Source organism: Paenibacillus bovis, assembly GCF_001421015.2.
Classification (GTDB): Bacteria; Bacillota; Bacilli; order Paenibacillales; family Paenibacillaceae; genus Saccharibacillus; species Saccharibacillus bovis.
Window position 1 is genome coordinate 277,808 of record NZ_CP013023.1, and the last position, 23,918, is coordinate 301,725.

The 23,918-nt window shown below is 46.3% G+C and carries 24 protein-coding genes; 8 read left to right on the plus strand and 16 right to left on the minus strand.

Features of this window, described 5'->3' with window-relative positions; genetic code table 11:
- The first annotated feature begins 388 nt into the window (after positions 1–388).
- Both AR543_RS01205 and AR543_RS01210 read left to right on the plus strand, forming a co-directional pair.
- Positions 389–1,264, plus strand: a complete 876-nt coding sequence (locus tag AR543_RS01205; protein WP_060531092.1) for an NAD(P)-dependent oxidoreductase — start codon at positions 389–391, stop codon at positions 1,262–1,264.
- A 287-nt stretch (positions 1,265–1,551) separates the two neighbouring features.
- On the plus strand, positions 1,552–2,532 hold the full coding sequence (locus tag AR543_RS01210; RefSeq protein ID WP_060531094.1) for a BtrH N-terminal domain-containing protein: 981 nt from the start codon (positions 1,552–1,554) through the stop codon (positions 2,530–2,532).
- A 93-nt stretch (positions 2,533–2,625) separates the two neighbouring features.
- On the opposite strand, the gene AR543_RS01215 is transcribed toward AR543_RS01210, so the two are convergent.
- Entirely contained in the window at positions 2,626–3,168 is a 543-nt protein-coding gene (locus tag AR543_RS01215; protein WP_060531096.1) for a guanylate kinase, read from the minus strand.
- Positions 3,169–3,541: 373 nt separating this feature from the next.
- Here AR543_RS01215 and AR543_RS01220 point away from each other — a divergent pair, with 373 nt between their 5' ends.
- The 3 genes from AR543_RS01220 (at position 3,542) to hisS (ending at position 6,805) form a co-directional block, all read left to right on the plus strand.
- Positions 3,542–4,291, plus strand: coding sequence for an ABC transporter ATP-binding protein (locus AR543_RS01220; protein ID WP_060531098.1), 750 nt, complete (start codon positions 3,542–3,544; stop codon positions 4,289–4,291).
- Positions 4,288–5,046, plus strand: coding sequence for an ABC transporter permease (locus AR543_RS01225; protein WP_060531100.1), 759 nt, complete (start codon positions 4,288–4,290; stop codon positions 5,044–5,046). The genes AR543_RS01220 and AR543_RS01225 overlap by 4 nt, the downstream gene beginning before the upstream one ends.
- Positions 5,047–5,485: 439 nt before the next feature.
- On the plus strand, positions 5,486–6,805 hold the full coding sequence (gene hisS / locus AR543_RS01230) for a histidine--tRNA ligase (protein ID WP_060531102.1): 1,320 nt from the start codon (positions 5,486–5,488) through the stop codon (positions 6,803–6,805).
- 267 nt (positions 6,806–7,072) lie between these two features.
- Here the strand turns inward: hisS and AR543_RS01235 are convergent, their stop codons facing one another.
- The 10 genes from AR543_RS01235 to AR543_RS01280 all read right to left on the minus strand — a co-directional run bounded on the left by AR543_RS01235 (position 7,073) and on the right by AR543_RS01280 (position 14,698).
- Positions 7,073–7,999, minus strand: a complete 927-nt coding sequence (locus tag AR543_RS01235; protein WP_060531104.1) for a DMT family transporter — start codon at positions 7,997–7,999, stop codon at positions 7,073–7,075.
- Between the two features lie 455 nt (positions 8,000–8,454).
- A complete protein-coding gene (locus AR543_RS01240) occupies positions 8,455–8,991 on the minus strand; it encodes a GNAT family N-acetyltransferase (RefSeq protein ID WP_060531106.1) in 537 nt (178 codons plus the stop codon).
- 210 nt (positions 8,992–9,201) lie between these two features.
- On the minus strand, positions 9,202–9,798 hold the full coding sequence (locus AR543_RS01245) for a GNAT family N-acetyltransferase (protein ID WP_227871810.1): 597 nt from the start codon (positions 9,796–9,798) through the stop codon (positions 9,202–9,204).
- Positions 9,799–9,994: 196 nt separating this feature from the next.
- A complete protein-coding gene (locus AR543_RS01250; protein WP_046227493.1) occupies positions 9,995–10,483 on the minus strand; it encodes an NUDIX hydrolase in 489 nt (162 codons plus the stop codon).
- Positions 10,484–10,581: 98 nt separating this feature from the next.
- Positions 10,582–11,028, minus strand: coding sequence for a hypothetical protein (locus tag AR543_RS01255; RefSeq protein WP_060531108.1), 447 nt, complete (start codon positions 11,026–11,028; stop codon positions 10,582–10,584).
- 195 nt (positions 11,029–11,223) lie between these two features.
- Positions 11,224–11,682: a cyclic nucleotide-binding domain-containing protein gene (locus AR543_RS01260; protein WP_060531110.1), complete on the minus strand. Its 459-nt coding sequence runs from the start codon at positions 11,680–11,682 to the stop codon at positions 11,224–11,226.
- Between the two features lie 102 nt (positions 11,683–11,784).
- Positions 11,785–12,573 carry a copper amine oxidase N-terminal domain-containing protein gene (locus AR543_RS01265; RefSeq protein WP_158523915.1) on the minus strand — a complete coding sequence of 263 codons (789 nt, stop codon included), beginning with the start codon at positions 12,571–12,573 and terminating at the stop codon, positions 11,785–11,787.
- Positions 12,574–12,835: 262 nt separating this feature from the next.
- On the minus strand, positions 12,836–13,171 hold the full coding sequence (locus AR543_RS01270; protein WP_227871811.1) for a hypothetical protein: 336 nt from the start codon (positions 13,169–13,171) through the stop codon (positions 12,836–12,838).
- A gap of 82 nt (positions 13,172–13,253) precedes the next feature.
- Entirely contained in the window at positions 13,254–13,661 is a 408-nt protein-coding gene (locus AR543_RS01275; RefSeq protein WP_064505549.1) for a DUF6210 family protein, read from the minus strand.
- Between the two features lie 164 nt (positions 13,662–13,825).
- The gene (locus AR543_RS01280) at positions 13,826–14,698 is read right to left on the minus strand and encodes a hypothetical protein (RefSeq protein ID WP_060531118.1); all 873 of its coding nucleotides are present in this window, start codon (positions 14,696–14,698) and stop codon (positions 13,826–13,828) included.
- A 369-nt stretch (positions 14,699–15,067) separates the two neighbouring features.
- Here AR543_RS01280 and AR543_RS01285 point away from each other — a divergent pair, with 369 nt between their 5' ends.
- Both AR543_RS01285 and AR543_RS01290 read left to right on the plus strand, forming a co-directional pair.
- Positions 15,068–15,361 (plus strand): DUF6509 family protein, encoded by a 294-nt coding sequence (locus tag AR543_RS01285; RefSeq protein ID WP_046212602.1) that lies wholly within the window; start codon positions 15,068–15,070, stop codon positions 15,359–15,361.
- Between the two features lie 24 nt (positions 15,362–15,385).
- Positions 15,386–16,081, plus strand: a complete 696-nt coding sequence (locus AR543_RS01290; RefSeq protein WP_060531119.1) for an NAD(P)-dependent oxidoreductase — start codon at positions 15,386–15,388, stop codon at positions 16,079–16,081.
- Positions 16,082–16,293: 212 nt separating this feature from the next.
- On the opposite strand, the gene AR543_RS01295 is transcribed toward AR543_RS01290, so the two are convergent.
- From AR543_RS01295 to AR543_RS01315, 5 genes are all read right to left on the minus strand, one after another.
- The gene (locus tag AR543_RS01295) at positions 16,294–17,475 is read right to left on the minus strand and encodes a response regulator (protein WP_060531121.1); all 1,182 of its coding nucleotides are present in this window, start codon (positions 17,473–17,475) and stop codon (positions 16,294–16,296) included.
- Between the two features lies 1 nt (position 17,476).
- On the minus strand, positions 17,477–19,363 hold the full coding sequence (locus AR543_RS01300) for a sensor histidine kinase (protein WP_227871812.1): 1,887 nt from the start codon (positions 19,361–19,363) through the stop codon (positions 17,477–17,479).
- A gap of 265 nt (positions 19,364–19,628) precedes the next feature.
- On the minus strand, positions 19,629–20,453 hold the full coding sequence (locus tag AR543_RS01305; RefSeq protein ID WP_060531123.1) for a carbohydrate ABC transporter permease: 825 nt from the start codon (positions 20,451–20,453) through the stop codon (positions 19,629–19,631).
- A gap of 14 nt (positions 20,454–20,467) precedes the next feature.
- Positions 20,468–21,358, minus strand: coding sequence for a carbohydrate ABC transporter permease (locus AR543_RS01310; protein ID WP_060531125.1), 891 nt, complete (start codon positions 21,356–21,358; stop codon positions 20,468–20,470).
- Between the two features lie 419 nt (positions 21,359–21,777).
- Positions 21,778–23,097 (minus strand): sugar ABC transporter substrate-binding protein, encoded by a 1,320-nt coding sequence (locus AR543_RS01315; protein ID WP_060531127.1) that lies wholly within the window; start codon positions 23,095–23,097, stop codon positions 21,778–21,780.
- A 363-nt stretch (positions 23,098–23,460) separates the two neighbouring features.
- Here AR543_RS01315 and AR543_RS01320 point away from each other — a divergent pair, with 363 nt between their 5' ends.
- Positions 23,461–23,832 (plus strand): hypothetical protein, encoded by a 372-nt coding sequence (locus AR543_RS01320; protein WP_060531129.1) that lies wholly within the window; start codon positions 23,461–23,463, stop codon positions 23,830–23,832.
- Positions 23,833–23,918 lie beyond the last annotated feature (86 nt).

Consider the following 23,918-nt stretch of genomic DNA (forward strand, 5'->3'; position numbering starts at 1 on the left):
AGTTACATGTATTTATAAAGTCAATCTCTTCTTCCTGTTCATTCCATAGATCGTTGTCAGCCGAAGGATAGAGATGATTAGACTATCTTCATCATGACTGCTTGCTCTCCGGATAAATGGTACAAAACATGGAAGCAATCGGACTGCTACCTTGCACAACCGTATAATATCAAAAGGGAAATTCGTTATGATACAATCAAGCATGGATAAGCAGGGTTCTATAGTTTATTACACACTGCAGAGGTCGGCTCAACCTATTTCGGGTAAATAAAAGAAGCTTTCGGATGATGCATCTGTTAGTTGAAGCATTGAGGCAACGAGGCATTCTCCATGATGCTTCATGAGATGCAGTTCATCTTACTTTATACAGGCAAAGGAGTGCGTTCAAATGAAAAATCTCGCATGGATCGGCACAGGACATATGGGTCTGCCGATGGCCCGCAATCTGTTAAAGGCGGGACACCCCGTTCATGTCTATAATCGCACAGCCGACAAGGCTGCTCCGCTGCAGGAGGATGGTGCCGTGCTGCATTCTACTCCAGGAGAGGCAGCTGCTGAGGCAGAAGTTGTCTTTATTATGCTGACCAAGGGAGATGCGGTCGCCGAGGTGCTGAATGGCGAGCAAGGCATTCTCGCCCAGACTCGTCCTGGCACGCTGATTATCAATATGAGTACGATCAGCCCCGGCGAAGCTCGGAAGCTGGCACAACAGACGCAGCAAGCAGGTGCGGTCTATCTGGATGCGCCGGTATCTGGATCGGTCGCTCCGGCACAGCAGGGACAGCTCGTGATTCTGGCGGGCGGAAGCGCAGAGGCTGTACAGGATGCACAGCCGTATTTTGATATTCTCGGCAAGCATACGATTCATTTTGGCGAGGTTGGTGCAGGCAGCTCGGCCAAGCTGTCGATTAATCTGATGCTGGGTATCACGATGCAGGGAATCAGCGAAGCGCTCGTCATCGGTGAGCAGGCTGGATTAAAGCGTGAACAGCTGATCGAAATGATCGGCCAGTCTGCTGTAGCCACTCCAATGCTCAATGCCAAAAAAGACATGCTGCTGAACGAAGATTTCCCTGCTGCATTTATGATCAGCCTGCTGTCCAAAGACCTCGGTCTGCTCATGGACGAAGCGCGCCGCGACGGAATCGATCTGCCGCTCGCCGCTGCTGCCGACCGTACCTTTGCCGAAGCCAAGCAAAACGGCAAAGCCGATATGGATATGGCTGCGATCTGGCTGGAACTGCAGGAACGCAGCCGGAAATAAGCAACACATCGTATATTTTGTGATTTTGTGAAAGAGCAAAATGCATAATCTATGCAAAACAGCAGTGTCACATAAAGTGCACTGCTGTTTGTGGTATTCAGGTAATCCAACCCGTTCGCAAATTTCAATTAAAAGCCATACTTTGAGGGGGACCCCGTATGACTGTTATGATTTCAGCACATTTTCCTCAAAACACTGACATACTGTTGTCAGCGAAGATGGCCTATACTGCAGGTAATTCATGCCGAGGTAATGGCGCTATCCCGATTAAAGGAGGAAAGCAAGTTATGAAAAAAGTAATTGCAGGGTTCACTCCTTATCCAGGTGAACATTGCGAGACAACGGCTATCGGCAATCTGCTGCAGCATGCCGGAGTTCATCTGTCCGAGCCTATGCTGTTTGGACTCGGGCAAGGTCTGGGATTCATCTACTGGGACTCGAAAGCGATGGATTTCCCCTTTATCGGAGGAAGGGTCAAGCCGGACGTACTCACTGCCAATCTTGCTGCCTGTCTGGATCTAAATATTAACATTCAAGAAACATCGTCTGTCGACAAAGCTTGGCAGAATGTACAACGTCATATTGAACAAGGGACTCCGGTCGGGCTGAAATTAGACTCTTACTACCTGGATTATTTTACGAATAAGGTTCATTTTGCCGGGCATTATGCAGTGCTCTATGGATTCGATGACGAATATGCCTATATGGCAGATACCGAGCAACAGGGAACACATGCACAGACACGCTTGACCAGTTTGGCTATGGCCCGAAATGTCAAAGGATTCATGAGCTCCCGCAATCGTTCTTTTACCCTTGATCCTGTCAGTAAGCTGCCTCCGCTTGCGCCTGTTCTGCGCAAATCCTTGACCCAAAATGCACAAGACTATCTAAACCCGCCTATTCGCAATATTGGCAATAAGGGGATCGTCAAAATGAGCAGGGAAATCCTGAACTGGTTTGCCCGCAGCAGCAATATCGAACAGGATCTGTGCCTGACTGCCTTGTTAATGGAGCGGGCAGGAACCGGTGGTGCTTTGTTCCGCAACTTGTACCGGGACTTTTTAAAAGAGTGCATCGATCTTCTGGAAGAACCCCACATTGAACAGGCTTACCATTTATTTGCTGATATTGCTCCGCTATGGGTCAGCGTTTCTGCAGCGATCGACCGAGCAGGCCGCATGGAAGATGATCAGGAGTTGTTACGAGCGTCACAACTGTTACTGGAGATCGCGGATAAAGAACGAACTGCCATGGAGTTACTGCTGTAAAACGATTCATTAGAAAGTGGTCAGGAGAATCCTGCGAGAGCGCCCATGATTACCTGTTACGTATCCTGTTCAAGTAAAAGGACCGGCTCAAATTCAGCCCAGTCCCGCACGTAGACAGTCAATAATCGCTTCCGCCGTATGCAGCTGTCCGTCGTCATTACGGATAATCAGGTCGCACTGGGACAGCGCAGCCATCTCCTCGTCAAAAGAAGCCATCCGGAATTGCTGTTCTTCCATACTTACATTACGCTCCGCCAACCGCCGCTCCAGCTGTTCCCTGCTGGCAGAGATGCCAATCAGCAGGGCACGCTCTCCGAGCAGCTGCTTAACCAGCTTGGCACCCTGAGCTTCCATGACGCTGGAACGTGCCTGTCCCTGCTCACCTGCCTGCTCCAGCGATTGCAGCGATGTACCGTACAGATTGCCCCGGTATTCATTGATCTCCAGCATCTGTCCCTGCTGATGCATCCGCTCCATCTGCTCGCGGGTCGTAAAATGATACTCTCGTCCATCCTGCTCTCCCGGTCTTGGCTCGCGAGACGTCCAGGTGACAATACGCGGTAGACCCAGACGCGCTTGCAGCGTACTTTTCCCCGAAGCGCTCGGTCCCTGAAAAATAACAATCGAAAATGACATTCAATCTCCTCCTGAATGATAGGTCTGTATCTGAACTATAAGTCTGTATATTATATAGTATGACGAGACCGTTCGTTGATTCATTTTGTATATGATTCGTCCTGCAACCAGATCTGCATGGTACGCAGCATTACTGGAATAGCCTTAGATGTTCTTTGTTCTTCATCCATGCTGTAATTTTCCCGTTAGGGGCAACTTCCCTGATGATTCGGTGCATGATAAGTTTAATAAGCGATAGACAGCAGTGGTTGTATGTAATAGCCTGCATCCACCTGCCAATCTTACGATATCCCATCGCTCGAATCGCCTGACGCCATGCGATTTTATGTAGAATATCCGTCTTTATTTATGAATCCGGAAAGGTGTATCCCTCATGAATTCTATGATTTCTTCGGCTGCGGCCGTACAATTTCAGAATGTCAGCAAGAATTTCCCCGGCCCGGAAGGCTCATCTGTTCCTGTACTTCGTCAGATCAGCGGTCAGATCGCCAGTAGCTCGATTACCGCGCTGATCGGTCCTTCTGGTTCCGGTAAAAGCACCCTGCTTTCCCTATGCAATCTGCTGATCACTCCCGATGAAGGCAGCATCCATATCCAGGGCAAAGACATACATAGCTGGCCCATTACCGAACTGCGGCGCCGGGTCGGTATGGTGTTCCAGGACTCGCCCATGCTGCCAGGAACCGTAGAGGATAATCTGCGGACTGCCCATCGGCTGCACGGTACAGATATCGGCAGTCCTGCGGAATGGCTGGAAAAAGCCGAGCTGCCCGCCGACCTCCTCTCGCGTCCGGCACAGGAACTGTCCGGCGGCCAAAAGCAGCGGATTGCCCTGCTTCGCACACTGGCAGGATGCCCGGATATCGTCCTGCTGGACGAGATTACGTCTGCGCTCGATCCCTCCTCGGTCCGGGTCATTGAACAGCTGCTACTGGAGCTGAACCGTCAGCAGGGCACCACCTTGATCTGGGTCACTCACCAGATGGAGCAAGCCCGGCGGATCGCACAGCATATCTGGTTCCTTCAAGATGGACAGCTGCTGGAATCGGGCAATACAGCTGACTTTTTCGAGCATCCGCAGACGGCGGAAGCGCAGCATTTTATACAGGGGGAATCATCATGAGTATACTCGCGTTAAGTCTGTCCCTCTGCTTTGTATTGTTGGCGGTTGTGCTGTCTCGCTCCTTCAAGCTGGGACTGGAAAAGGACGTGCTGATCGCCATGATCCGTGCAGCGGTACAGCTGCTGATTATCGGTTATGTACTGAATGCCATTTTCGGCCTGGAAAATCTATGGGTGGTCGGTCTGTTCGTCCTGCTCATGATCACGGTCGCAGCACTCAATGTATCCAAAAAAGGAAAAAACATTCCACAGATCACCCTGAAAATCTTCGCTACTCTGGTCGTCGTCGAGATTATTACGCAGGCGATTATGCTGGGGCTGGGGATTATTCCGGCTCATGCCCGCTATATTATCCCGATCAGCGGAATGATTATCGGCAACTCCATGGTACTGAGCAGCCTCCTCGTCACCCGGCTCAAGTCCGAAGTCCAGCTGCGTCAGCGCGAGATTATTGTCGTGCTGTCCATGGGTGGTACACCGAGACAGGCAATTCTGCCGGTACTCAAAAGCGCTGTACGCTCCAGCATGATCCCGACAATCGACGGTCAGAAGACAATCGGACTCGTCCAGCTGCCCGGCATGATGACTGGCCAGATTATCGCTGGCGCCGATCCGATCACGGCGGTGAGATTCCAGCTGTTGATCGTCTTCACCCTAATGACATCGGCGATTATTACGAGTATCCTGCTGGGTCTATTGATTACGCCGAGTCTGTTTAACAAACAGCAGCAGCTTCTGCTGAAGCCGCTGGAATAGCCGGACTCCCTGTGCTGTCCGGCCTGTTTGCACCGGAGAACATGCTCTTTGCTTCTCGCGTGCAGGTCGATTTGTTATAAATAACCGCTCTGATTGCAAAATAGCAGTTGCAAATTACTGTCAGCAGGCATATAATCACTACTAATTTACACTACAATGAGAGATCAGGAGGGATCATGGTGAACAATATTAACTTTACTCGCTTCAATGTAATGTCGAATAACCTCATCATGACAAGCCCATTCACTGATCTGCCGATAAATCTGCATCATCATCATAGGCGTTAGCCCTCTGTATGAATTAACTACAGGGTGGCTAGCGCTTTTCGCGTTGGCCTCCCTGCGGGATATCAAGCGCGCAGGACCATGGGGTCCTGCGCGTTTTTTGTGTTCTGGAGCGATTTACCGGCGACACCAATCATAGAGGAGAGCTGATTTATATGCAAAATGTCAAAGGAACCCACGACTTTATCGGAGAAGAACAGCGGCTGCGCCGATCGATCCGCAATCTGCTGGAACGGCAGTTTGAACTGTACAACTACGAGGAAGCCGATACGACCATCCTGAACGAAATGGACTGGCTGATCTCCAAATATGGAGGCGGCGAAGAAATTGTCAAAGAAATGTACCAGCTCAGCGACCAGCGGCAGCGTGCACTTGGACTGCGTTACGATCTGACTATGCCGCTGGCCAAGCTGATGGCACTGAATCCGGGGATTCGGCTGCCTTATCGTCGCTTTGAAATGGGTAAGGTCTTTCGCGATGGCCCGACCAAACGAGGTCGGCTGCGCGAATTCTGGCAGTGTGATGCAGATATTATCGGTCTGGCTGGCCCCGAAGCAGAGCTGGAGCTGTTCCAGCTGGCTTTGCAGACTTTTGCACAACTGCAGATTCCGGTCGTTTTGAAATGGAACAACCGCCGCTTCCTGAGCGAGGTGCTGGGCGCACTGGGCGTTCCATCCGATATGCTTTCTTCCGTCATGCTGACGCTGGACAAGCTCGCCAAGATCTCCATGGATGAAGTCGCGGCAGAGCTGCAGGACAAGCTACTGCCTGCGCCCGCCATTACTGCACTGCTGGAGCTGATCGGCAGACCGGTCGAACAGCTGGAGATGGACAGTATCGCACGGATGTACAATCTGACAGAAGCGCCGGGTTATCTGGAGGTACGGCAGCTCCAGCAGCTGCTTGATCAACTGCCATTTCTCGTGCAGCAGTGCGAATTCGATCTATTTCTGTCGCGTGGATTGTCCTTTTACACTGGAACTGTATATGAGCTGTTCGATGCCACCGGTTCATTCCCTTCCAGTCTGGGCAGCGGCGGGCGCTATGACGGCATGATTGGCAAACTGACCGATCGGGAAGAATTGGAGCTGCCTGCAATCGGATTGTCATTTGGTCTGGAATCGATTATGGCTCTCTACCGTGAACGGACAGAGCCAGCAGGAGTAGGAGAAGTATCCACTTCTCGCAGACCGGCTCCTGTCGTTATTGTGCCCATAGGAGATACGCTGCCGGATGTGATGAATACGGCTCTCCAGCTGCGCGCTGCAGGCATTCCTGTACAGACCGAGCCGGGCGGACGCAAGCTGGGCAAGCTGCTGAACAGTCTGTATGCCCGGAACATACGTTATGTGATTCTGCTGGGCGAAGACGAGGTGAAGGCACAGATCGTCACTCTGAAAGATCTGGAACAAAGACAGGAATTCACGCTTGCTCTCGATGAAACGGTGCATAACCTTACTCAGCTTTATCTGTAAAAAAGGATGATTGTTCCGCCATACAAAGTCATACCATAGACATTGATGCTATAGAAGATGCCTCTATAGAAAGCGATGTTTTAGAAAATGTATCTATAAGAAATTCATTTTACAGAAAGTCATCTTGTCGAAAGCGATCATGCAAAAAAGACCCCCGGATGACAGATAAAACCCATCATCTGGAGGTCTTTGGAATTGAGAACATGCTATATATGCTGGACAACTGCATGTATAGCAGCTGCCATAGCAGGTCTCTGATCTACGCGATCAGACCGCTTTGTTCGAAGAAGCTGCTGATGGGACATCGTTCACTGCAGCTTTGGCTTTTGGCGTACGATTGACCAGCAGAATGCTCACGACGATCAGCACCAGACCGATCACCAGATTCACGGTCACCGATTCACCCATGAACATTACGCTCAGGATAATCGATACGAGCGGAATCAGAAACGTGTATGAACCGACTGTACTCGCTTCACCCGATCCAACGAGTCGGAAAAAGCAAAGCCAGCTGAGTGCGATTGCGAAGATCGAGATAAACAGCAGTACCCCGATAAAGGTCGCATTCCACGTAATATCCGCCCAGCTCTCGGTACCACTGCCAACCGCTGTCATTACGACACCGCCAAGTAGCAGCTGGATCGTAACGAGCCAGATCGGATCAACGCGCTCACCGACTTTTTTGACATAGACAGTACCTACGCCCCAGCTTACCGCCGAAGCCAGTGCCAGCACGATGCCCAGCACGGAGATACTGCCGGTGAATCCGCCTGCACTGATCGTGGCAACGCCTGCGCAACCGAGTACCAGACCGATTGCTTTGAGCGGATTCATGGATTCACCCAGCCACAACCAGGACATAATGCCGACCAGTACCGGCTGCAGGAATACAATCGCCGAGAACAATCCGGCAGGCATGTAGGCGATACCGATCGTCTGACAGCCATAGAATAGAATAATGTTCAACACCGCCGAGATCACATAGATCGGCCAGGTCTGACGCCAGCGCAGTTCACGCAGCTTGGGCAGTGCGACAAACAGCAGCAGCACGCCAGCGATCAGCGTCCGGATACCCGAGAATAAGATAGGTGGAGCATACTGCAGACCGTATTTGGACAACGGCCAGTTTACACCCCACATCAAAATCAGAAACGTCAAAAAGAGGGCAGTCTGCCCTTTGGATAGTGCTTTCAAAGTAATCTTTTCTCCTTTAAGCGTCTGCTTCATTTCTTCCCAAATGAAGCGCTTTAATGATGTAAGTAATGAGTATACATCCGTTTTAACAATTGTTCAATAAGTATTGCACCTATGTTCATTTAATAAAATGAATTTTGTGAGTTCTGCAAGGACCTACATCAAGCGGAATCACATTATTGTTATCAACTATCTGTATTTTGCTGTCCGCCGTGTTTGATTGATTCCAAAGTCAGGTCATAGATGATTTTTATCTTCTAATGTATTGCATTCTAAACAAAAAGCACCGATAGGGAAATCGGCGCTTCATCATCTTATACTTCACTTATGGTTTCCTTGTCTTTAAGGTTGCATATAACGTTTTTGTATTCACGATGTCCCATTAACTTCACGCGCCGCCAGACTTCGATGCATGAATATAATGTTATCTAAAGGAATCTGGCCTCATAAGACAATTATAAAGTCATCATTAGTTCTAAATTGGAAAAGCTGGATTCCGAGTAAATCGAATCACCATAGATTCCATTCACTTCGCTAAATCCGGATTTAATCCAATATCTTAACGCTGGCCAGTTCTTCGTAGAGACATTAATTCGAATTTCTTTATACCCTGATTCGGCAACGACTGAAGAGAATTCCTGTATGATCTCTTGTCCAAATCCTTGCTTTTGGATGTCTCCATGGATATATAGAAATTCAAGATACAGGGAGTGTTCTACTGGATATCCATGATATAGACTAATTAGACCAATGGGTTGCTGATTTTCCGTTATTCGTATCGTTTGTATTCTATAGTTCTCCAGTAAACCTTCTGGTGGCAAATTTCCATTGATCAAACATTTTCTGATATGATCCGGATCATACTCACGACCGTCCCATGCATTCATATATGTACTTGTTTGGTAGATCTCCTGAATGATTGGAACTTCCTGCTTGGTTAAATCAGAAATGCTAAGTCTATCTGTATTCCAATGCTTTGGGATTTGATCCAATATAATCACTCCATTTTTTGCTATTTGATTCTTTCAAATAACGTTGCTGTATTCATGACGTCCGACGAAGTCGGATATGCCTGCTGGAAATACCTCTCCGATATCCATCCAGTAGACCAAGGCTCCGTACGGAGCCACTGCGTGAAAATATTGTTATCGGATGCTAATGTCTTCCTCGATTAATTCACCTTCGTAACTCTTAAATCAGAGCTAGAGGTTTAACTCTTCTCTATGCTTTTCAATAAATTCGTGTTTCGTTAATCCATACAAAATGAAATCCATAAATTTCCCGTTGATATAGACGACCTGTCGCCGTCTACCTTCCTGAATACATCCGAGGTTCTCCATCATCTTTGCAGATGCCTCATTTCCTTCAAGAACATAATCATTAAATTTATTAAGCCTTCGTTCCAGGAATGCGTACCTTAACAGAATTTTCATCGCTCTTGTTCCATATCCCATACCACGATATTCTTTATCAATTACTATACCGATACTGAACGTACCATTTCTTTCATCAATACTATTCAGATTGATACCTCCTATGTTTTCCCCTTTTAAGGTCTCAAGGGTAAACATAATTCTTCCATTTGTTGATGAAAAGTCAGCATTTTCTTCCGCGGATTTTTTTGAACCCGCAATAGTAGGTGGTAATTCGGTCGAACATTCCAGAAGACGACGTGCAGGAGTATCAAAATTACTAACATAATCTTCTTTCCAATCTTCTGGATGTACCGCACGTAATCTGACTTTATTATCCTGCCAAAAATATTCACTATAATCTATTTTCATTGAATTTTCCTCCATTGCTTGTTCCTCCTCGGTTCTCTCTTATTTTAATATTATTTGTATTGATTTCCGATAACGTTTCTGTATTCACGACTCGACGCATATCGAGTATCCAATGTATGCCGGACCCAAGGCGTATGCCCGCAGCATTAATATTAGGTTATACGATGTCAGCGCTTTCTTCAAGATCCATACCTATTCACATCTCATGCAACTAAACAGGTCTTTCCAGTTTGATGTTACATTCTGACGTTGTCGCAGTAACGTATTCGATATAATTTACAGACCCGTTAAAGTTCAAATAGGCTTCATAACGCATACGGATAGCAGGCAGAGTAATCATATCTAGCACTTTTTCTTTTGGAACCCACCTGCAATCGCTTGTTTCTTCAGAGGTGGACAACTCACCACCTAAAAATTTGCATGCGAAATCAAACATTACTTTCGTTGGAACATCAGTCACACCGTCATACCACTTATGAATCGCTGTATTCGACACGATACTAATTAAATGGCTAACTGTAGCATCTATTCCACTTTCCTCTTTAATTTCACGAATTACGCCATCTATCAAGTTTTCACCAACTTCAGTTATACCACCCGGATAAACCCAACCATCGTCATGAGCCTTTACTAACAGAATGTTTCCATTCTCATCTTCCACAATTCCCCCAGCCGATACAATGTGTGTTGGAAATGCCATTTACACAACCTCCTATTTAGGTGAAATGTATTTTCTATGGTACTTATACTATATTATGTTAGGTGATGTCCCTGTCTTTTATGAAATACTCTAAAATATTATTGGCTCCCCGCTATTCCAAAAGTACTATTAATCGCTTTCTCATAGTTATCCCACTTGAAATAAAAAGGGCCTATATCAATACTTTGATTGCTAGGTTCTACCTTAAAATCATGCCATATAATCCAATCGTCTTCCCTCTCAATGTAAACAGAGATGAATCCACACTCTTCGTCTCCGCACCATGGGCAAACCAACACGGGATATCGTTCATACAAATAATTATGTTGTTTCTTTAATAGGAAGTAATCAATCATATTTTTTTGATGTTCTTGACCTCCCCATCCTAGAGACGGAACCCTATCATGCTTTCTGAGCATTTGATATAACGATCTACCATCAATAATGAAATCTGCAAATTGGGTGTTTTTGTTACCATCTTGGTCCGGATCAAACTCATCGTATCGACTTGAAGATCTAGTCTCTAAGTAATTTAAAGTTTTCATATGCCTCCTTTACTTGCTTTACAGGGACTTCACCTAAAGTTTCTGTATTCACGACCCGATGTATGTCGGGTGTCCGTCGACCGCCGGAGCAAGGACGGATGTCCGCAACGTAAATATTATGTTATAGGATATCAGCATCTTCTCCAAATCGCCTATACAATCTTCATTGGGTTTTCACCTATCATTTATATAGATTTATTTATCGATTCTGGTTTCTATCATTTTTATTAATTCTTTTTCGGCAATAGGTTTTATTAATCGATCTAATTCCTGTGAATGAAACCAATCCGGTTTTTCGACCGTTCTACAACCATACTTAATTACATGTGTAACGGTACTTGGAGACATGTAAATGTTATGAGGCTTTAAAGGCATAACAGAGACCATTTCACCTGATTTCAAGTACTTCAGTGTTAGTTCCCCTGATTCAGCGAGTTCTGCATAAACTATCCATCCACTCTCTACAATATAAATTTCATTGAGATGTTTATGGTAATGACTATTTTGCCAAGCTCCAATTGTTGAACTTTCTGTTCGAATATAAGAACTTCCATCTTGATTAACTAAACGAAACCTTTTTTCACCGTTCTCCATTACATTATGAATAGTTTCTACACCTAGTAGCTTTGCTTCTTCTATTGAGATCTCATTCATCTTTATTGCTCCTTACTGTATTCGTTCACTATTGTCGTTATTGAGTTCGATTCTTAGCTTTTAGTTCTTTAAAGATTTACGCTGGTTTACCGGTATAAACGATCAATTCAATTCTCGTCCCACCGTAATCACGTAGTCAACATCTCCTGTAATGTTACCTCTTATTTTCTTGCTCACCGTATCTCCCTTTCTTACTGCCTTCAGTGGTGGCTCAGAAGATCGCGAATAAGGATCCATACCAAACTGTCCATTACTGTAATGAAACAAAGGATTAATATCCGCTTTACCCGCCGGAATCGTATGACCGGAAACATTCAGAGCCGTTATTGTCATATACTTGCCTTTGATCGAATACGACTGAATGACCATCGCATTTTCATTTTTCACGCTCGTGGCATCCATTCCTATGAAGTCTTCAAAAGGCTCCCCTTTGACCACCCGATCATCTGAAAGGATGATCTGCTGTGAGGCTTGATCCCAACGCCACTTCACATCAGTCGCATCGAGAAAGAAGCGTATCGGAAGAAACATGGCTTGATTCTTTAAAACGGGAGTGGTGTCCATCTGCACGGTCTTCCCGTCGATTTGAACGATTTTGGAGTTGACCATGAATTGGAAGGTATGACCCATCCACTCGACATCTGCCGTTTTGAACGATGGGTTATACTTCACCTTACCGCCCAGCAGGTCTTCGATCGACCGAAGCGGAACCTGCACCCTATGCGCTTGGTCGGCAAAAGGCGGGGCAGGCTGCGTGTAAAGGATCGAATACTTTCCGACTTTCAAATGAACCGGTACAACATTGGCAGCCTCGGCAGTGAATGTTACAGTACTGAAAGCGCTAAGTACCATAGCCCCTAGGAGACCGGCAATCATCGATTTGATTTTCACAAGCATCCTAACCTTTCGCTGTTCTATTATTTATATTTTCAATGATTTAATTAGAACAATATTGTATTGACTTTATTCTTTTGTGCTTTTTAGAGATTGCCGTATAACGTTCCTGTATTCACGACTCAGCGAATGCTGAGTGTCCGGCGAATGCCGGACCCAGGACGTATGTCCGCAGCGTGAATATTATGTTATATGATGGATCGGGCATCTAGAGTAGCTACCACAATTTTGTTTTACTCATTGTTTTAATTGATAATCTCTAGGCATAATATCCACCTTCTAATAAATATTCTTTTGTCTCTTTATAGTGTTTGTAAATCTTACTAAATGCCCTATTGGCTTTATGCTGATGTTCTGTATCACTAATACATGATCTAATTACTCTCACTACTTCTCTTATATCAGTATCAAATAAAGTTTCCCCTGATATTAATTTCTCTAAATCTAATTCAAATAATCCTTCAAGATTTTCCGAACAATCTCCATACATATATAATGCTTTAGTGCCATTCATTTGAAGTAACTTGAATTCAATACAGAATGCCATAGAAATCATCTGCTCTTTCTTTAATTTATTGGTTTTCCGGTCTTTCATATAACGTTCCCGCATTCACGATGTCCCAGCACCTTCTTAGAATCCACTAAATTATTTTTATCTATATCAATGTTATTATGCTCTAATCGCTATTACTCCAAGTTAACACACCTTCATTCTCAGTAAATCCCTCAAACGATATTCTACTATTTTCTTGATAACAAATATTAACATTTAGCCATGCTTCCATTGACTCACTGAGCCTATGTCTATCAATAGATAAAAAATTCGTATTTCTATTTCCTTTAAAATATACATCGATAAAATCGGCATCTTCATTAGTCAAATTCGTTTTATTTAAAGTGTATTTCATTAAAAAATTCAAAGCATCCTTAGTATCGTCTTCAATAAATGTAAAAATGCCTTCTACAGATGGCTGCATACACGAATAACCACCTGCTTGATTAAAGTAAATCACTCCTGATTTAGTTTTTATAATTAAAGCTAATTGTTCCAAATCATATAAGCAGACTTTTCGATTATTGTTCATTTTATTGTCCTCGTCTTTTCAGTCTTTTAAATGCGCTGATTTCCGATAACGTTCCTGTATTCACGACCCGACGCATTTCGGTTGTCCAGCAAATGCCGGACCAAGGGCGTACGCCCGCAGCGTGAATACTATGTTAAGTGATGTATGATACTTCTTCGAATTATTCAACTCAATTCTTTCAAAGCAATTTTTGAAATATAATCTACGTATATTAAAATTCTATCAATAAAGTATCTTGCTTCTTCGATGTTAATATTACTTATATCAGAATTTCCATGTCTTATATCTGAGTAGTCTTCGTGGAATATTTTCCATAATTTATGTCCATCAGTAACTATCACTTTTGGTCCCCACACTTCTGAAGCTTTAACCATCAAATTATTTGCACCAGCTACATCTTTGGTATTGGTTATATGCTTCATTAATGCTTCCATTGCTGATAAACAATCTCTTATAGCATCTTTTCTTGCTCTCGGATTCTCTGCTTTCTTTAGTTGCTCCTTAGCCTGTAGTATATGATCTGTTGTTTGCTTACATAACTTTTGAGTTAGTTCAGCTATTGTATCTATTTTTACTGAAGTTCCGATGTTTGGATTAATAATAATCCAAGGTTCTTCTTGATTTTCAGTTAGCCTGTATCCAAAACCTACAGTTTCAAAAAGCTCGTTTAAGTCATCTGTTATATAAGAATCAAAAGTATTGAATGCTAAGTCGCTAATAGAATCCATGATTCTTGAAAAGGAGGGTAACTGTCCTAGCTCAGAGATATTTCTTCTTAGATCTTGAATTAAGTAATCTCCTCCCCAGTTTTGAGTCAAATCAGTATACGCATATTCAGCAACTTTATTTACTATATTCCTCATTACTGAATCATAATCTAATCGACCTATACCAGAATAATTTGAAACTTTCCTGTTTACACCTTCGATATAAATGCTCGTTAAACTAGTTATTAATTTATGAGGTACTTCATTCATTACATAATCATCATTTAAGTAGGACTTATAATCAGGATATTGATTCTTGAATTTTTTCATGTCAGTCTCTCCTCTTTGATCATATTTCACTTAACTTAATATTTACGAACTACGTAAAATGTAAAATTTTCAAGGTATTTACGACCTTCTATTTTTTATTATTGTAATTATATCCCAATTTGAAATCAAAGTTCCATTCTTATGTAATTCCCAATTATATTCCTTTTCGAACATAATCAAGTTGCGGCAGTACCAATCATACTCAGAATTTTTACGAATATTCAATATATATCTCCATCATTCCTCTCTTCTATAAACGCTTCATTCCCCATTTACAAGCATGTTATAATAAATCTGGCGTGGTATTGCGCCCACATTAACTACTTTATAAATAAGCGCACCAATGGATGCGCAGGAGGTATACATTTAATGGAAATTACAAGTTATCAGGTAGAATGGATTCGCGATCCGTTTCAGATTCTAACCGGCAAGCGTTATGAGTTTATGCTGGATCTGAATATCGATGAAGAAGACGATCTGTACACACCTAACGGTGTCTATATCCGTGCGGTGTATAGCGTAGATGGCGAACAGGGCAAGCTGGTAACCTACGATCTGCTCGAAAAAGGAACCGATCGTCTGCTGGAGTTCGATCTCGAGGATGAGGAAGAGCAGGAACTCGCCGAATTCTGCAGCCAGCACTGGAATGAAGCTGAAGAATAATCCATGGAGCAGGAGTGATTATTCATGAGGATTCTGCTATTGGGAGCAACCGGTCGGACCGGTCGTCTGATTCTGCAGCATGCACTGCGAAATGGACATGAAGTGCATACACTTGTACGCTCGCCAGAGAAGCTGCAGGAACAGCTGCTGCAGACGATACAGGAACCTGACTTTGCCAAACGGTACTATCTGCCGGTAGAGGAAGACACTGCCCGGTGGAAGGAACAGCTGCATATCTTCACAGGCAGTGTATTGGAGCCAAGTGATCTGCTTACTGCGCTTCACGGAGTGGATGCCGTCATCAGCGCGATCGGCACCGATGGGTCGGATACTCTTTCTGCGAGCACCCGGATACTGATTCCCCTGTTGGAGCAGCAGGGCATCCGGCGGCTGATCACCATAGGTACTGCCGGTATTTTGCAGAGCCGGACCCAGCCGGGGTTGTTCCGCTATGAGTCCTCCGAGTCCAAGCGGCGCAGTACCCGGGCTGCCGAGGAGCATCGCAGTGTGTATGAACAGCTGCTGCACTCCTCACTCGACTGGACGATAATCTGTCCCACCTATTTGCCGGATGGAGACTATACCGGGCAATACCGCGTAGAAAAGGATATTCTGCCGGAAGATGGATCACGCATCTCGACGGGAGATACGGCGCATTTTGCCTATCAGCAGTTACAGGATCGGCAGTATCTTCGCTCACGCGTAGGCATTGCTGATTAAATAGCTGGTTAATCAATCAAAGTGTACTGCCTCAACAACAGCAGGGCCACTGAAGGGGATTCCCTCTCAGCGGCCCTGTTTTATTTTCTATTTACCATATGCATATTAGGTAAGACACGCTATCCGGTCGGCTTCTATCGATGATCAATAATCGCTGATTTCTGTTTGGCACAAGAGCGAACTGTCAGTCGTCCTTGCCTGTAATTGTATAATCAGTGATCCACTACATTACGCTGCATCCGGTATTCCGTCGGTGTGAGCGTGAACTTTTTGCGAAATACCTGGGTGAAGTGCCGTACACTGCCATAGCCAATCTGTTCCGCAATATCGACGAGCCGCAGATTGGGATTGAGCAGCAGCTGCTTGGCCTGCTCCATCCGCAGCGAAATTACATATTCCTTGTATCCCTGTCCGGTCTTCTGCTTGAATAGCTGACTGAAATAGACCGGATTCAGGAAGACGACGGCCGCTACCTTTTCCAGTGATAATTCTTCATTAAAATGTGTCTTGATGTACTGAAGCGCTATATGAATCGCGGTCTCGCTGCCCTGCGGTTCATTCTGTTCCTGTACACCGGCGGCTGGACGTTGGCGCAGCTGGCGTACTTCTCCGGCGATACGGTCAAAATCCCGATACGGGCCGGAGTGCACACTGCGGAACGGTTGTGTCTTTAGGCATTTATGCAGATGGGAGCGGATCTGCTCCTGCAGCACCCGCATCTCGATCTCACTGCCAGGCATGATCAGGCCGAGCAGGCTGTTGCGGTCAAAGCTGGTTACGAATCCTTTGCCGTAGCGGTCGATCAGTTCGGTCAGTACATTTTCGATAATAAAATGCTCCAGCGGACCATTCTGCTCATTTTCCAGCTCTACGAGCAGCAGATAATATTCGGGATATTCCTCTACCAGCGGTTCCAGACTGAGCTTGCCGATACTGAGCCCGGCAGCCAGGCGCTGAAAAGCGGCTTCGCGCAAATATTTCAATCCTTCACGCAGTGTCTCCTCGCCCCGTGAATGTATATGTTCCTGCCGAATCTCCTGCGTAAGCGATTCCATCAATTCGACCAGCTTGGCTTTGCCGATCGGCTTGAGCAGGTAGTCACGCGCACCGAGATGCACCGCCTGCTGGGCATAGCTGAATTCGGAATGCGCCGAGATCACGACCCATTTGGCCTGTGGCTGCTTGTGGCGCGAGATGCGCATCAGCTCCAGTCCATTGATACCGGGCATCAGAATATCGGTCAGTACGATATCCATACGATGTTCACTCATCAGCTGCACGGCTTCCTCGGCAGAAGCAGCCAGATGCACATGATAATCAGGATAGGCATTTATAATCGTCCGTTTGATACCTTCACGAATAAAATTCTCATCGTCTGTGATCAGAATATGCATATCAGGTTCCCCTTTCCCATTCACTCCGTCCGGTCTGTCCCGGATCGAAGATACTATCCGGATGATTCGTCGTTAACCGCTGTACTGCTGGATGTTGTCCGGCAGGCTGAACAGGCAGTGGCAGCCGCAGGGTAATCGTGGTACCTTCATCCTGTACACTTTCGATGCCAATCCCGTATTCGTCGCCGAACATGTACTTCAGCCGCTGGTGCAGATTCTGCATGCCAATCCCCTGCCGAATGCCGGTTGATTCGCCTTCACCTGCCGGTTCTGCGGTGTACGTATCGAGTGAACGCCGCAGTCGCATCAGCGTCTCTGGCGGCATGCCTGCACCGTTATCCTGAACCCGGATATTCAGATACTTGGCGTCCGGCACGGCGCGGACGGTGAGTAGTCCGGACTTTTGCGCTTCCAGCCCATGCTTGACGGCATTCTCGATCACCGGCTGCAGCAGCATTTTGGGTACGGGCAGATTCATCCACTGCTCATCGATATCGATCTCCACGGTGAGCCGGTCTTCCAGCCGCATCTGGATAATATTGAGGTAATGGCGAATCTGCTCCACTTCCTCGCGCAGCGTCACTTCGGCATTGCCTTCCCAGTGGCTGCTGTAGCGGAACATATGCGACAGGGACAGTACGACTTCGCCGAGACGGTCATTGCCTTTCTCATCCAGCATCCAGTAAATCATATCCAGCGTATTGTATAGAAAGTGCGGATTCACCTGCGACTGAAGCGCATGCAGCTCGGCATTCTTTTCGCTGACCGACGAGATTTTGACCCGCTCGATCAGCTCCTCCACCCGTTTGACCATATGGTTAAAGGAAGCCACCACCACGTTAATCTCCTGATACGAAGTCACCCGGACAATCCCATGGAAATTACCGTTCTCCACCTGCTTCATCTGCCGGACTAGCCGCTGCAGCGGCAGCGAAATCGTGCGCGAGACGATCAGGGCAATCAGCGCAGCGACGAGGATCAGAATCGTGACGACGATGAACAGATAGCGTTTGGTCTGGGTCAGCTCCACGTCCAGATCCTGGGATGGGGTGGAGCTGACGACTGTCCAATCGGTCGTGCCCAGCTTGGAAGCTGCGATCAGGCGATCTCCCAGCTGATCCACGATGACTTCGCCTGGATCGCTCGGCGCCTTCATATGCTCCGGCAGCAGCGTATGCACTGGATTCGCTTCAAGCGAGGTCGGCACCGATTTGCCTTCACGGGTGATAATATCTACATCACTATTCGGTCCCAGCTTTAGATTGCTCATCGCGGCCAGTACCGTATCCGCCTTGGCTTCAAATAGCACAATACCAATCTGGTGCTGTTCGTTCAGATCGAAGATCGGTCGTCCAAAAGCAAATACCGCATCGTCTTCGGTCGTATCGATCAGCGAATGGGGAAACACGCCGAGCCAGACCATTTTGCCGGACGAGTCATTAATTTTTCGGTACCAGTCCGAACTGCTATACCGTGGATCGACGACTGTCGTGTAATTACCGTAGTTATAGATTTTGCCGTTCTCCCCGATAATATGTATCCCTACCAGATCATCACGGGAAAAGTAGATTGCGCCCATCATCGTGGTAATGGAGTGCTGATTGATATATTCGACCTGTGGCGGCAGCTTTTTTTTCTCGCCGACCAGCCGGACAATATCGCCGTTTGTACTGATTGATTTGGACAGGCTGTCATAGCTGGCGAGCAGCAGATCCAGCAGCCCGGCTGTCTGGGAGACATTCTTTTGGGCAATCTCGCCCAGCTTTTCGTGAAATTGTGTAGTTGTACGGTTATAGAACAGCGCGCTGACAATGAGCAGAATCGCAGTCATACAAAACAAGAACAGAATAAACAGCCGGGTATGGATCGAATGAAACCTGCGCGGCAAAATAGACTCCTCCTCTCTGCACTTTCTTCGAAAAAAGCCAAAGGGCGACAGCAGCAGAAGGTTTTTGACACCTTCTGCCCAGCTGTCGCCAGGCCCCTATATCTTGGATAATACCAGTTAAGGGATGTTTTTACAAAACAAACTATTTTGCTTGATATACGTTGGCTTCCCTGACTGAATCATCCTTCAATTCGGCCGTACCATCTATTTGGATACATACCATTTCCCTTGCCAATTCGTAACGAAAAAAGGAAACTATTACGCTTTAGCCTTTGACCGCACCGGCGACCATACCTTTGGTAATCCGCTCGGACAGGAGGAAATAAATCACGATAACCGGCAGTGCGCCCATGATCAGGAAAGCTCCGATATTACCGTAATTGACCGAATACTGGCTGACGAACGTATACACCCCGAACGGCAGCGTTTTGAGATTCTCGGACGAGATAAAGGTCGCCGCCACGATATATTCATTCCAGATATTGATAAAGGTCAGAATACATACCGTCATTACCGGCGGCAGCGAGATCGGCAGGATAATGCTGCGGAAGATCCGGTATACACTCGCTCCATCCATAAACGCCGATTCTTCAATATCCGTCGGAATCGCCCGCATGAATCCACTCAGGATAAAAACGGCTATTGGCAGCGCAAACGCCGTATACGGAATAATGATCGACCAGCGGGTATCCAGCAGGTCCAGGTTTTTGAAAATAATCATCAGTGGCAGCAGTGTCGCCTGCATCGGAATCATCATACCGAGCAGGAACAGCAGCAGCACATACGGTCCGTATTTCCATTTGAACCGTGAGATTGCATAAGCCGTCATCGCACTCAGAATAATAACAGCCAGCAGCGTCACACCGGTAACGAGTACGCTGTTGCCCAGATATTTGAGATAGCTACCGGAAGTGTAGGCTTCCGCATAGTTATGCCACTGCGGAAGTTTCGGAAAGGAGAAAAAGCTGCCGCTCAAGATCTCTTCATTCGTCTTCAGGGAATACATGAGCAGCCAGAACAGCGGGTACAACTGGGTAACAACCAGGATTGCGAAGAGAAGATACACAAATCCTTTTTTCACTTTTAGCATCTCGCTCTCCTCCTTTAGGTTACCTTGCGTTCGATTTTGTTAAAGATAAAGTTGATTACCACTGTTACCGCCAGACAGAAGACAACGAGGAATGTCGCGATCGCACTGCCGTAACCGTATTTCTGGGATAGGAAGGACATATTGTACATATGGGTAGCAATCGTATCGGTCGCATGTGCCGGGCCACCGCCTGTCATAACCATGACCAGCTCAAACGCCTGCAGAGAACCGATAAATGCCAGTACAATCGAGATTTTGAAGATCGGCACGATCATCGGGAATGTGATGTAGCGATCGGCTTTGAAGCCGTCTGCGCCATCGATTTTGGCCGCTTCGTAGATCTCGTCGGGAATATTCTGTACCCCGGTAAACTGGATCAGCAAATGGTAGCCAAAGTACTGCCACAGCGATACAAAATACAGGGCATACATCGCTGTCGCCGGTTCTGTCAGCCAGCTATGCGTCCAATTCTCCAGTCCGAGCTGGATCAGGATACCGTTCAGCATACCGCCCATGGACGTTGGGTTATAGATGGTTTTCCACAGCTGTCCGAGAATAACGTTGGACAGGATAACCGGAACAAAGTAGATCGTAACCAGCCGATTGCCTTTGCGAACATAACGGTTCAGCAGGATAGCAAACAGCAGGCAAAAAGGAATCTCAATCATGGAGAACACCGAATACATCAGTGTCCGCTTGACCGACGGCCAAAAGTTATTATCCTCGAACAGCAGCGTATGGAAGTTGGCCAGTCCGATAAACTTGGCATCTCCGATCCCGTTCCAGTCCAGTGTAGCCGTATAAAAGGAAACCAGAATCGGTACGAATACCGTTCCTATGTACAGGAGCAGACACGGCAGTACAAAAATGGCAATCGTGCGGGCAGGTACTTTTAATACATTCATGGTTTCTCCCTCCTCTCCAGTGGTGGAGCTTCTATTTTTATATTGTGCATCACCCGCTACGGCAAGAGATTCTGCCACGACCTCCGGTTAAGAATAGAGATCCTGAATGACCGCCTCGCGGTCGATCTCTATTCTTAAAGGTCGGTCTTTGGCAGAATTCTCTTGCCTTCGCTAAGTGCTTAAAAATTCATGCATGAATAAAGGGGCGCTGGTGGGCGCCCCCCTGGTAGAACTTGCGCCTGTATGGTTGTCGAGTTATTATGCCATGCTCGCAGCGGAGGGAAGGAAATTCTGCCAAAAGGCCGACCTTTGAGAGTGGATATTTACCGCAAAGCGGTATTTCAAAATATCCATTCTCAATCGGAGGCCGCTGGCAGAATTCCTTGCCGGAGCGCTGCTGCAGGTCAGGAAATACTCGCTTAAGGATTCGCCTCGAAAGCTGCCTGGTGCTCTGCCGCCACCTGCTTCGGATCAACCGGCTGTACGAACAGATTCTGGATGCTGCTCAGGTGAACCTGGGATACAGCTGGATTCATCGTGTTATCAAAGGAAAGGTCGCCGCCTTTGATATTTTTGAACAGATCCAGTACATCGATCGCCAGTGGAGAATATCCGGCTGAGGAGAAGTCGCCATCGACTTTTTGACCCAGACCGACTGCATTTTTCAGTTCAAAGGATACTTTTGGATAATTGGTTGCAAAGTATTTCAGGAAATCCTTGGTTTCTGCCAGATGCTCACTGTTGGCGGATACGGCAAATGCACTGCCTGGTGCCAGCATGAACTCATCCGGATTCCCTTTGCCATTAACGGTCGGGAATTTGAATACGCCAACGTCTTTGCCGACTGTGGAAGAATCGTTCGCACCTGTCTCCCATGTACCGATAATGAACATCGCGGCCTGACCGGTACGGAACATGTTACCGCCTGCTGTTGCATCGATAGATGTTGCACCATCAGGGAAAGCTCCTGCCTGTACGAGCTGCTGGAATGCATCTACTGCTTCAATAAAGGCTGGATCGTTAAATGTTTTCTTGCCGTCTGCTACATCCTGCAGGAAGCCAGGACCGCCATTCGTGCGAAGCAGGATGTTCATGAACAAGAACGAGCCTGTCCAGGAATCTTTCTCCCCGATTGCGATAGGCGTAATGCCTGCAGCTTTGAGTTTCTTCACATCAGCCAGCAGCTCTTCAAAAGTAGCTGGTGGAGCATCGATGCCTGCTTTGGCAAACAGGGCTTTGTTGTAGTAGCCGACTTCGATATTGTTGCCATCCGGCAGGGCGTAGACTTTGCCGTCTTTGCTGTAGTAGTCGAGCAGGCCTTCCTGGTATGTATCGCGGAGGCCGTCTTTGTCCAGAATGTCATCCAATGGCGCGAGCAAGCCTGCATCCACATAAGGCTTCATTTGTGCAGAAGGGTTCACGATGGTGATATCCGGGATTTCGCGGGAAGCTGCCTGCGTTTTCAGCTTCAGTTTTTGCTGGTCGGTATTCAGGGTATCCAGAGCGATCTCTACGTTCGGATGTTCTTTCTGGTAGGAATCGACGATTTGACGGATCATTTTATAGGTAGGAGTCGTTGGGTCCGGGTAAATGTTCTGGAACGTGATGGTCACTTTGTCGCCGCTGCTGCCACTCGCGCCTTCACTACTTTTACCGGAATCGCTGTTACCGCATGCTGTCAATCCCAGTGCCAGTGCACCGGTTAGCAGCAGCGATAGTACTTTGCCTGTTTTTCTCATATTGTCTATTATCCCCCTTGGTTAAATGATCAATATTATTATTAACATTACATCCACATTATGCTGTAAACGCTTACTTACAGCAATACAGAAATTCAAGGTTTGAGGTTCGCATTTTCAAGATGTTGTAAAAATAAGGAACTTCGCGCAAAAAGCCTGATCAGGATTGATTGTTCGACTATGGTGATTTTCGACTTCTCTATGTTCAGTAGTATTTTTCGTTGGATTGAAGATTGCACTAAAAAAGTCTGGATAAGCAGACTATAAACAAGGCATAAAGAATGTATTTTTGTTTCTTATTTTCAATAAAATGGTTAGACTGAATGATATAATAATCTCATCTTACGAAAAGGAGAACGACATATGAAAAATGTTGGTATTCAAATGAAACGGTTGATGCTCCCCGCATTCATTGCTTCGGGCTTTCTTGCGGTTTGCAGCGGATCAGCTTTTGCTATGGACAACCATTCAACGTCTCTTCCGGCTTATACCAATCATGTTGTAGCCAGTGTTCATTATGATACAAAGTACACCATGTCCACACCAAATCAAATACATATTACGGTAGTCAGAAACTTTCAGCCAACAGAAGATATTCCGTCTGAAATCCAATATTCGGAGAATCATCCTACTGCAGGACAATGGAGCGGTGTATTGAAACGAACCGATATACAGCAAAAACCAGACTATTCCTCTATCACTTTTACAGGCACCCTTACCCGGGCGTCTAACTGATTCCCTTTCCTGATACCCTACCACTACATAAAAATGTTCAGCAAAAAAAGCTCCACCAAACGGTTACTGAATAGGTTCAGTACCGA

Excerpts from the sequence above, each read along its gene's own strand:
- AR543_RS01205 (WP_060531092.1), top strand. The coding sequence starts at position 389 with ATGAAAAATCTCGCATGGATCGGCACAGGACATATGGGTCTGCCGATG.
- AR543_RS01210 (WP_060531094.1), top strand. The coding sequence starts at position 1,552 with ATGAAAAAAGTAATTGCAGGGTTCACTCCTTATCCAGGTGAACATTGC.
- AR543_RS01215 (WP_060531096.1), bottom strand. The coding sequence starts at position 3,168 with ATGTCATTTTCGATTGTTATTTTTCAGGGACCGAGCGCTTCGGGGAAA.
- AR543_RS01220 (WP_060531098.1), top strand. The coding sequence starts at position 3,542 with ATGAATTCTATGATTTCTTCGGCTGCGGCCGTACAATTTCAGAATGTC.
- AR543_RS01225 (WP_060531100.1), top strand. The coding sequence starts at position 4,288 with ATGAGTATACTCGCGTTAAGTCTGTCCCTCTGCTTTGTATTGTTGGCG.
- hisS (WP_060531102.1), top strand. The coding sequence starts at position 5,486 with ATGCAAAATGTCAAAGGAACCCACGACTTTATCGGAGAAGAACAGCGG.
- AR543_RS01245 (WP_227871810.1), bottom strand. The coding sequence starts at position 9,798 with ATGGAGGAAAATTCAATGAAAATAGATTATAGTGAATATTTTTGGCAG.
- AR543_RS01250 (WP_046227493.1), bottom strand. The coding sequence starts at position 10,483 with ATGGCATTTCCAACACACATTGTATCGGCTGGGGGAATTGTGGAAGAT.
- AR543_RS01255 (WP_060531108.1), bottom strand. The coding sequence starts at position 11,028 with ATGAAAACTTTAAATTACTTAGAGACTAGATCTTCAAGTCGATACGAT.
- AR543_RS01260 (WP_060531110.1), bottom strand. The coding sequence starts at position 11,682 with ATGAATGAGATCTCAATAGAAGAAGCAAAGCTACTAGGTGTAGAAACT.
- AR543_RS01270 (WP_227871811.1), bottom strand. The coding sequence starts at position 13,171 with ATGAAAGACCGGAAAACCAATAAATTAAAGAAAGAGCAGATGATTTCT.
- AR543_RS01275 (WP_064505549.1), bottom strand. The coding sequence starts at position 13,661 with ATGAACAATAATCGAAAAGTCTGCTTATATGATTTGGAACAATTAGCT.
- AR543_RS01280 (WP_060531118.1), bottom strand. The coding sequence starts at position 14,698 with ATGAAAAAATTCAAGAATCAATATCCTGATTATAAGTCCTACTTAAAT.
- AR543_RS01285 (WP_046212602.1), top strand. The coding sequence starts at position 15,068 with ATGGAAATTACAAGTTATCAGGTAGAATGGATTCGCGATCCGTTTCAG.
- AR543_RS01290 (WP_060531119.1), top strand. The coding sequence starts at position 15,386 with ATGAGGATTCTGCTATTGGGAGCAACCGGTCGGACCGGTCGTCTGATT.
- AR543_RS01295 (WP_060531121.1), bottom strand. The coding sequence starts at position 17,475 with ATGCATATTCTGATCACAGACGATGAGAATTTTATTCGTGAAGGTATC.
- AR543_RS01305 (WP_060531123.1), bottom strand. The coding sequence starts at position 20,453 with ATGCTAAAAGTGAAAAAAGGATTTGTGTATCTTCTCTTCGCAATCCTG.
- AR543_RS01310 (WP_060531125.1), bottom strand. The coding sequence starts at position 21,358 with ATGAATGTATTAAAAGTACCTGCCCGCACGATTGCCATTTTTGTACTG.
- AR543_RS01315 (WP_060531127.1), bottom strand. The coding sequence starts at position 23,097 with ATGAGAAAAACAGGCAAAGTACTATCGCTGCTGCTAACCGGTGCACTG.
- AR543_RS01320 (WP_060531129.1), top strand. The coding sequence starts at position 23,461 with ATGAAAAATGTTGGTATTCAAATGAAACGGTTGATGCTCCCCGCATTC.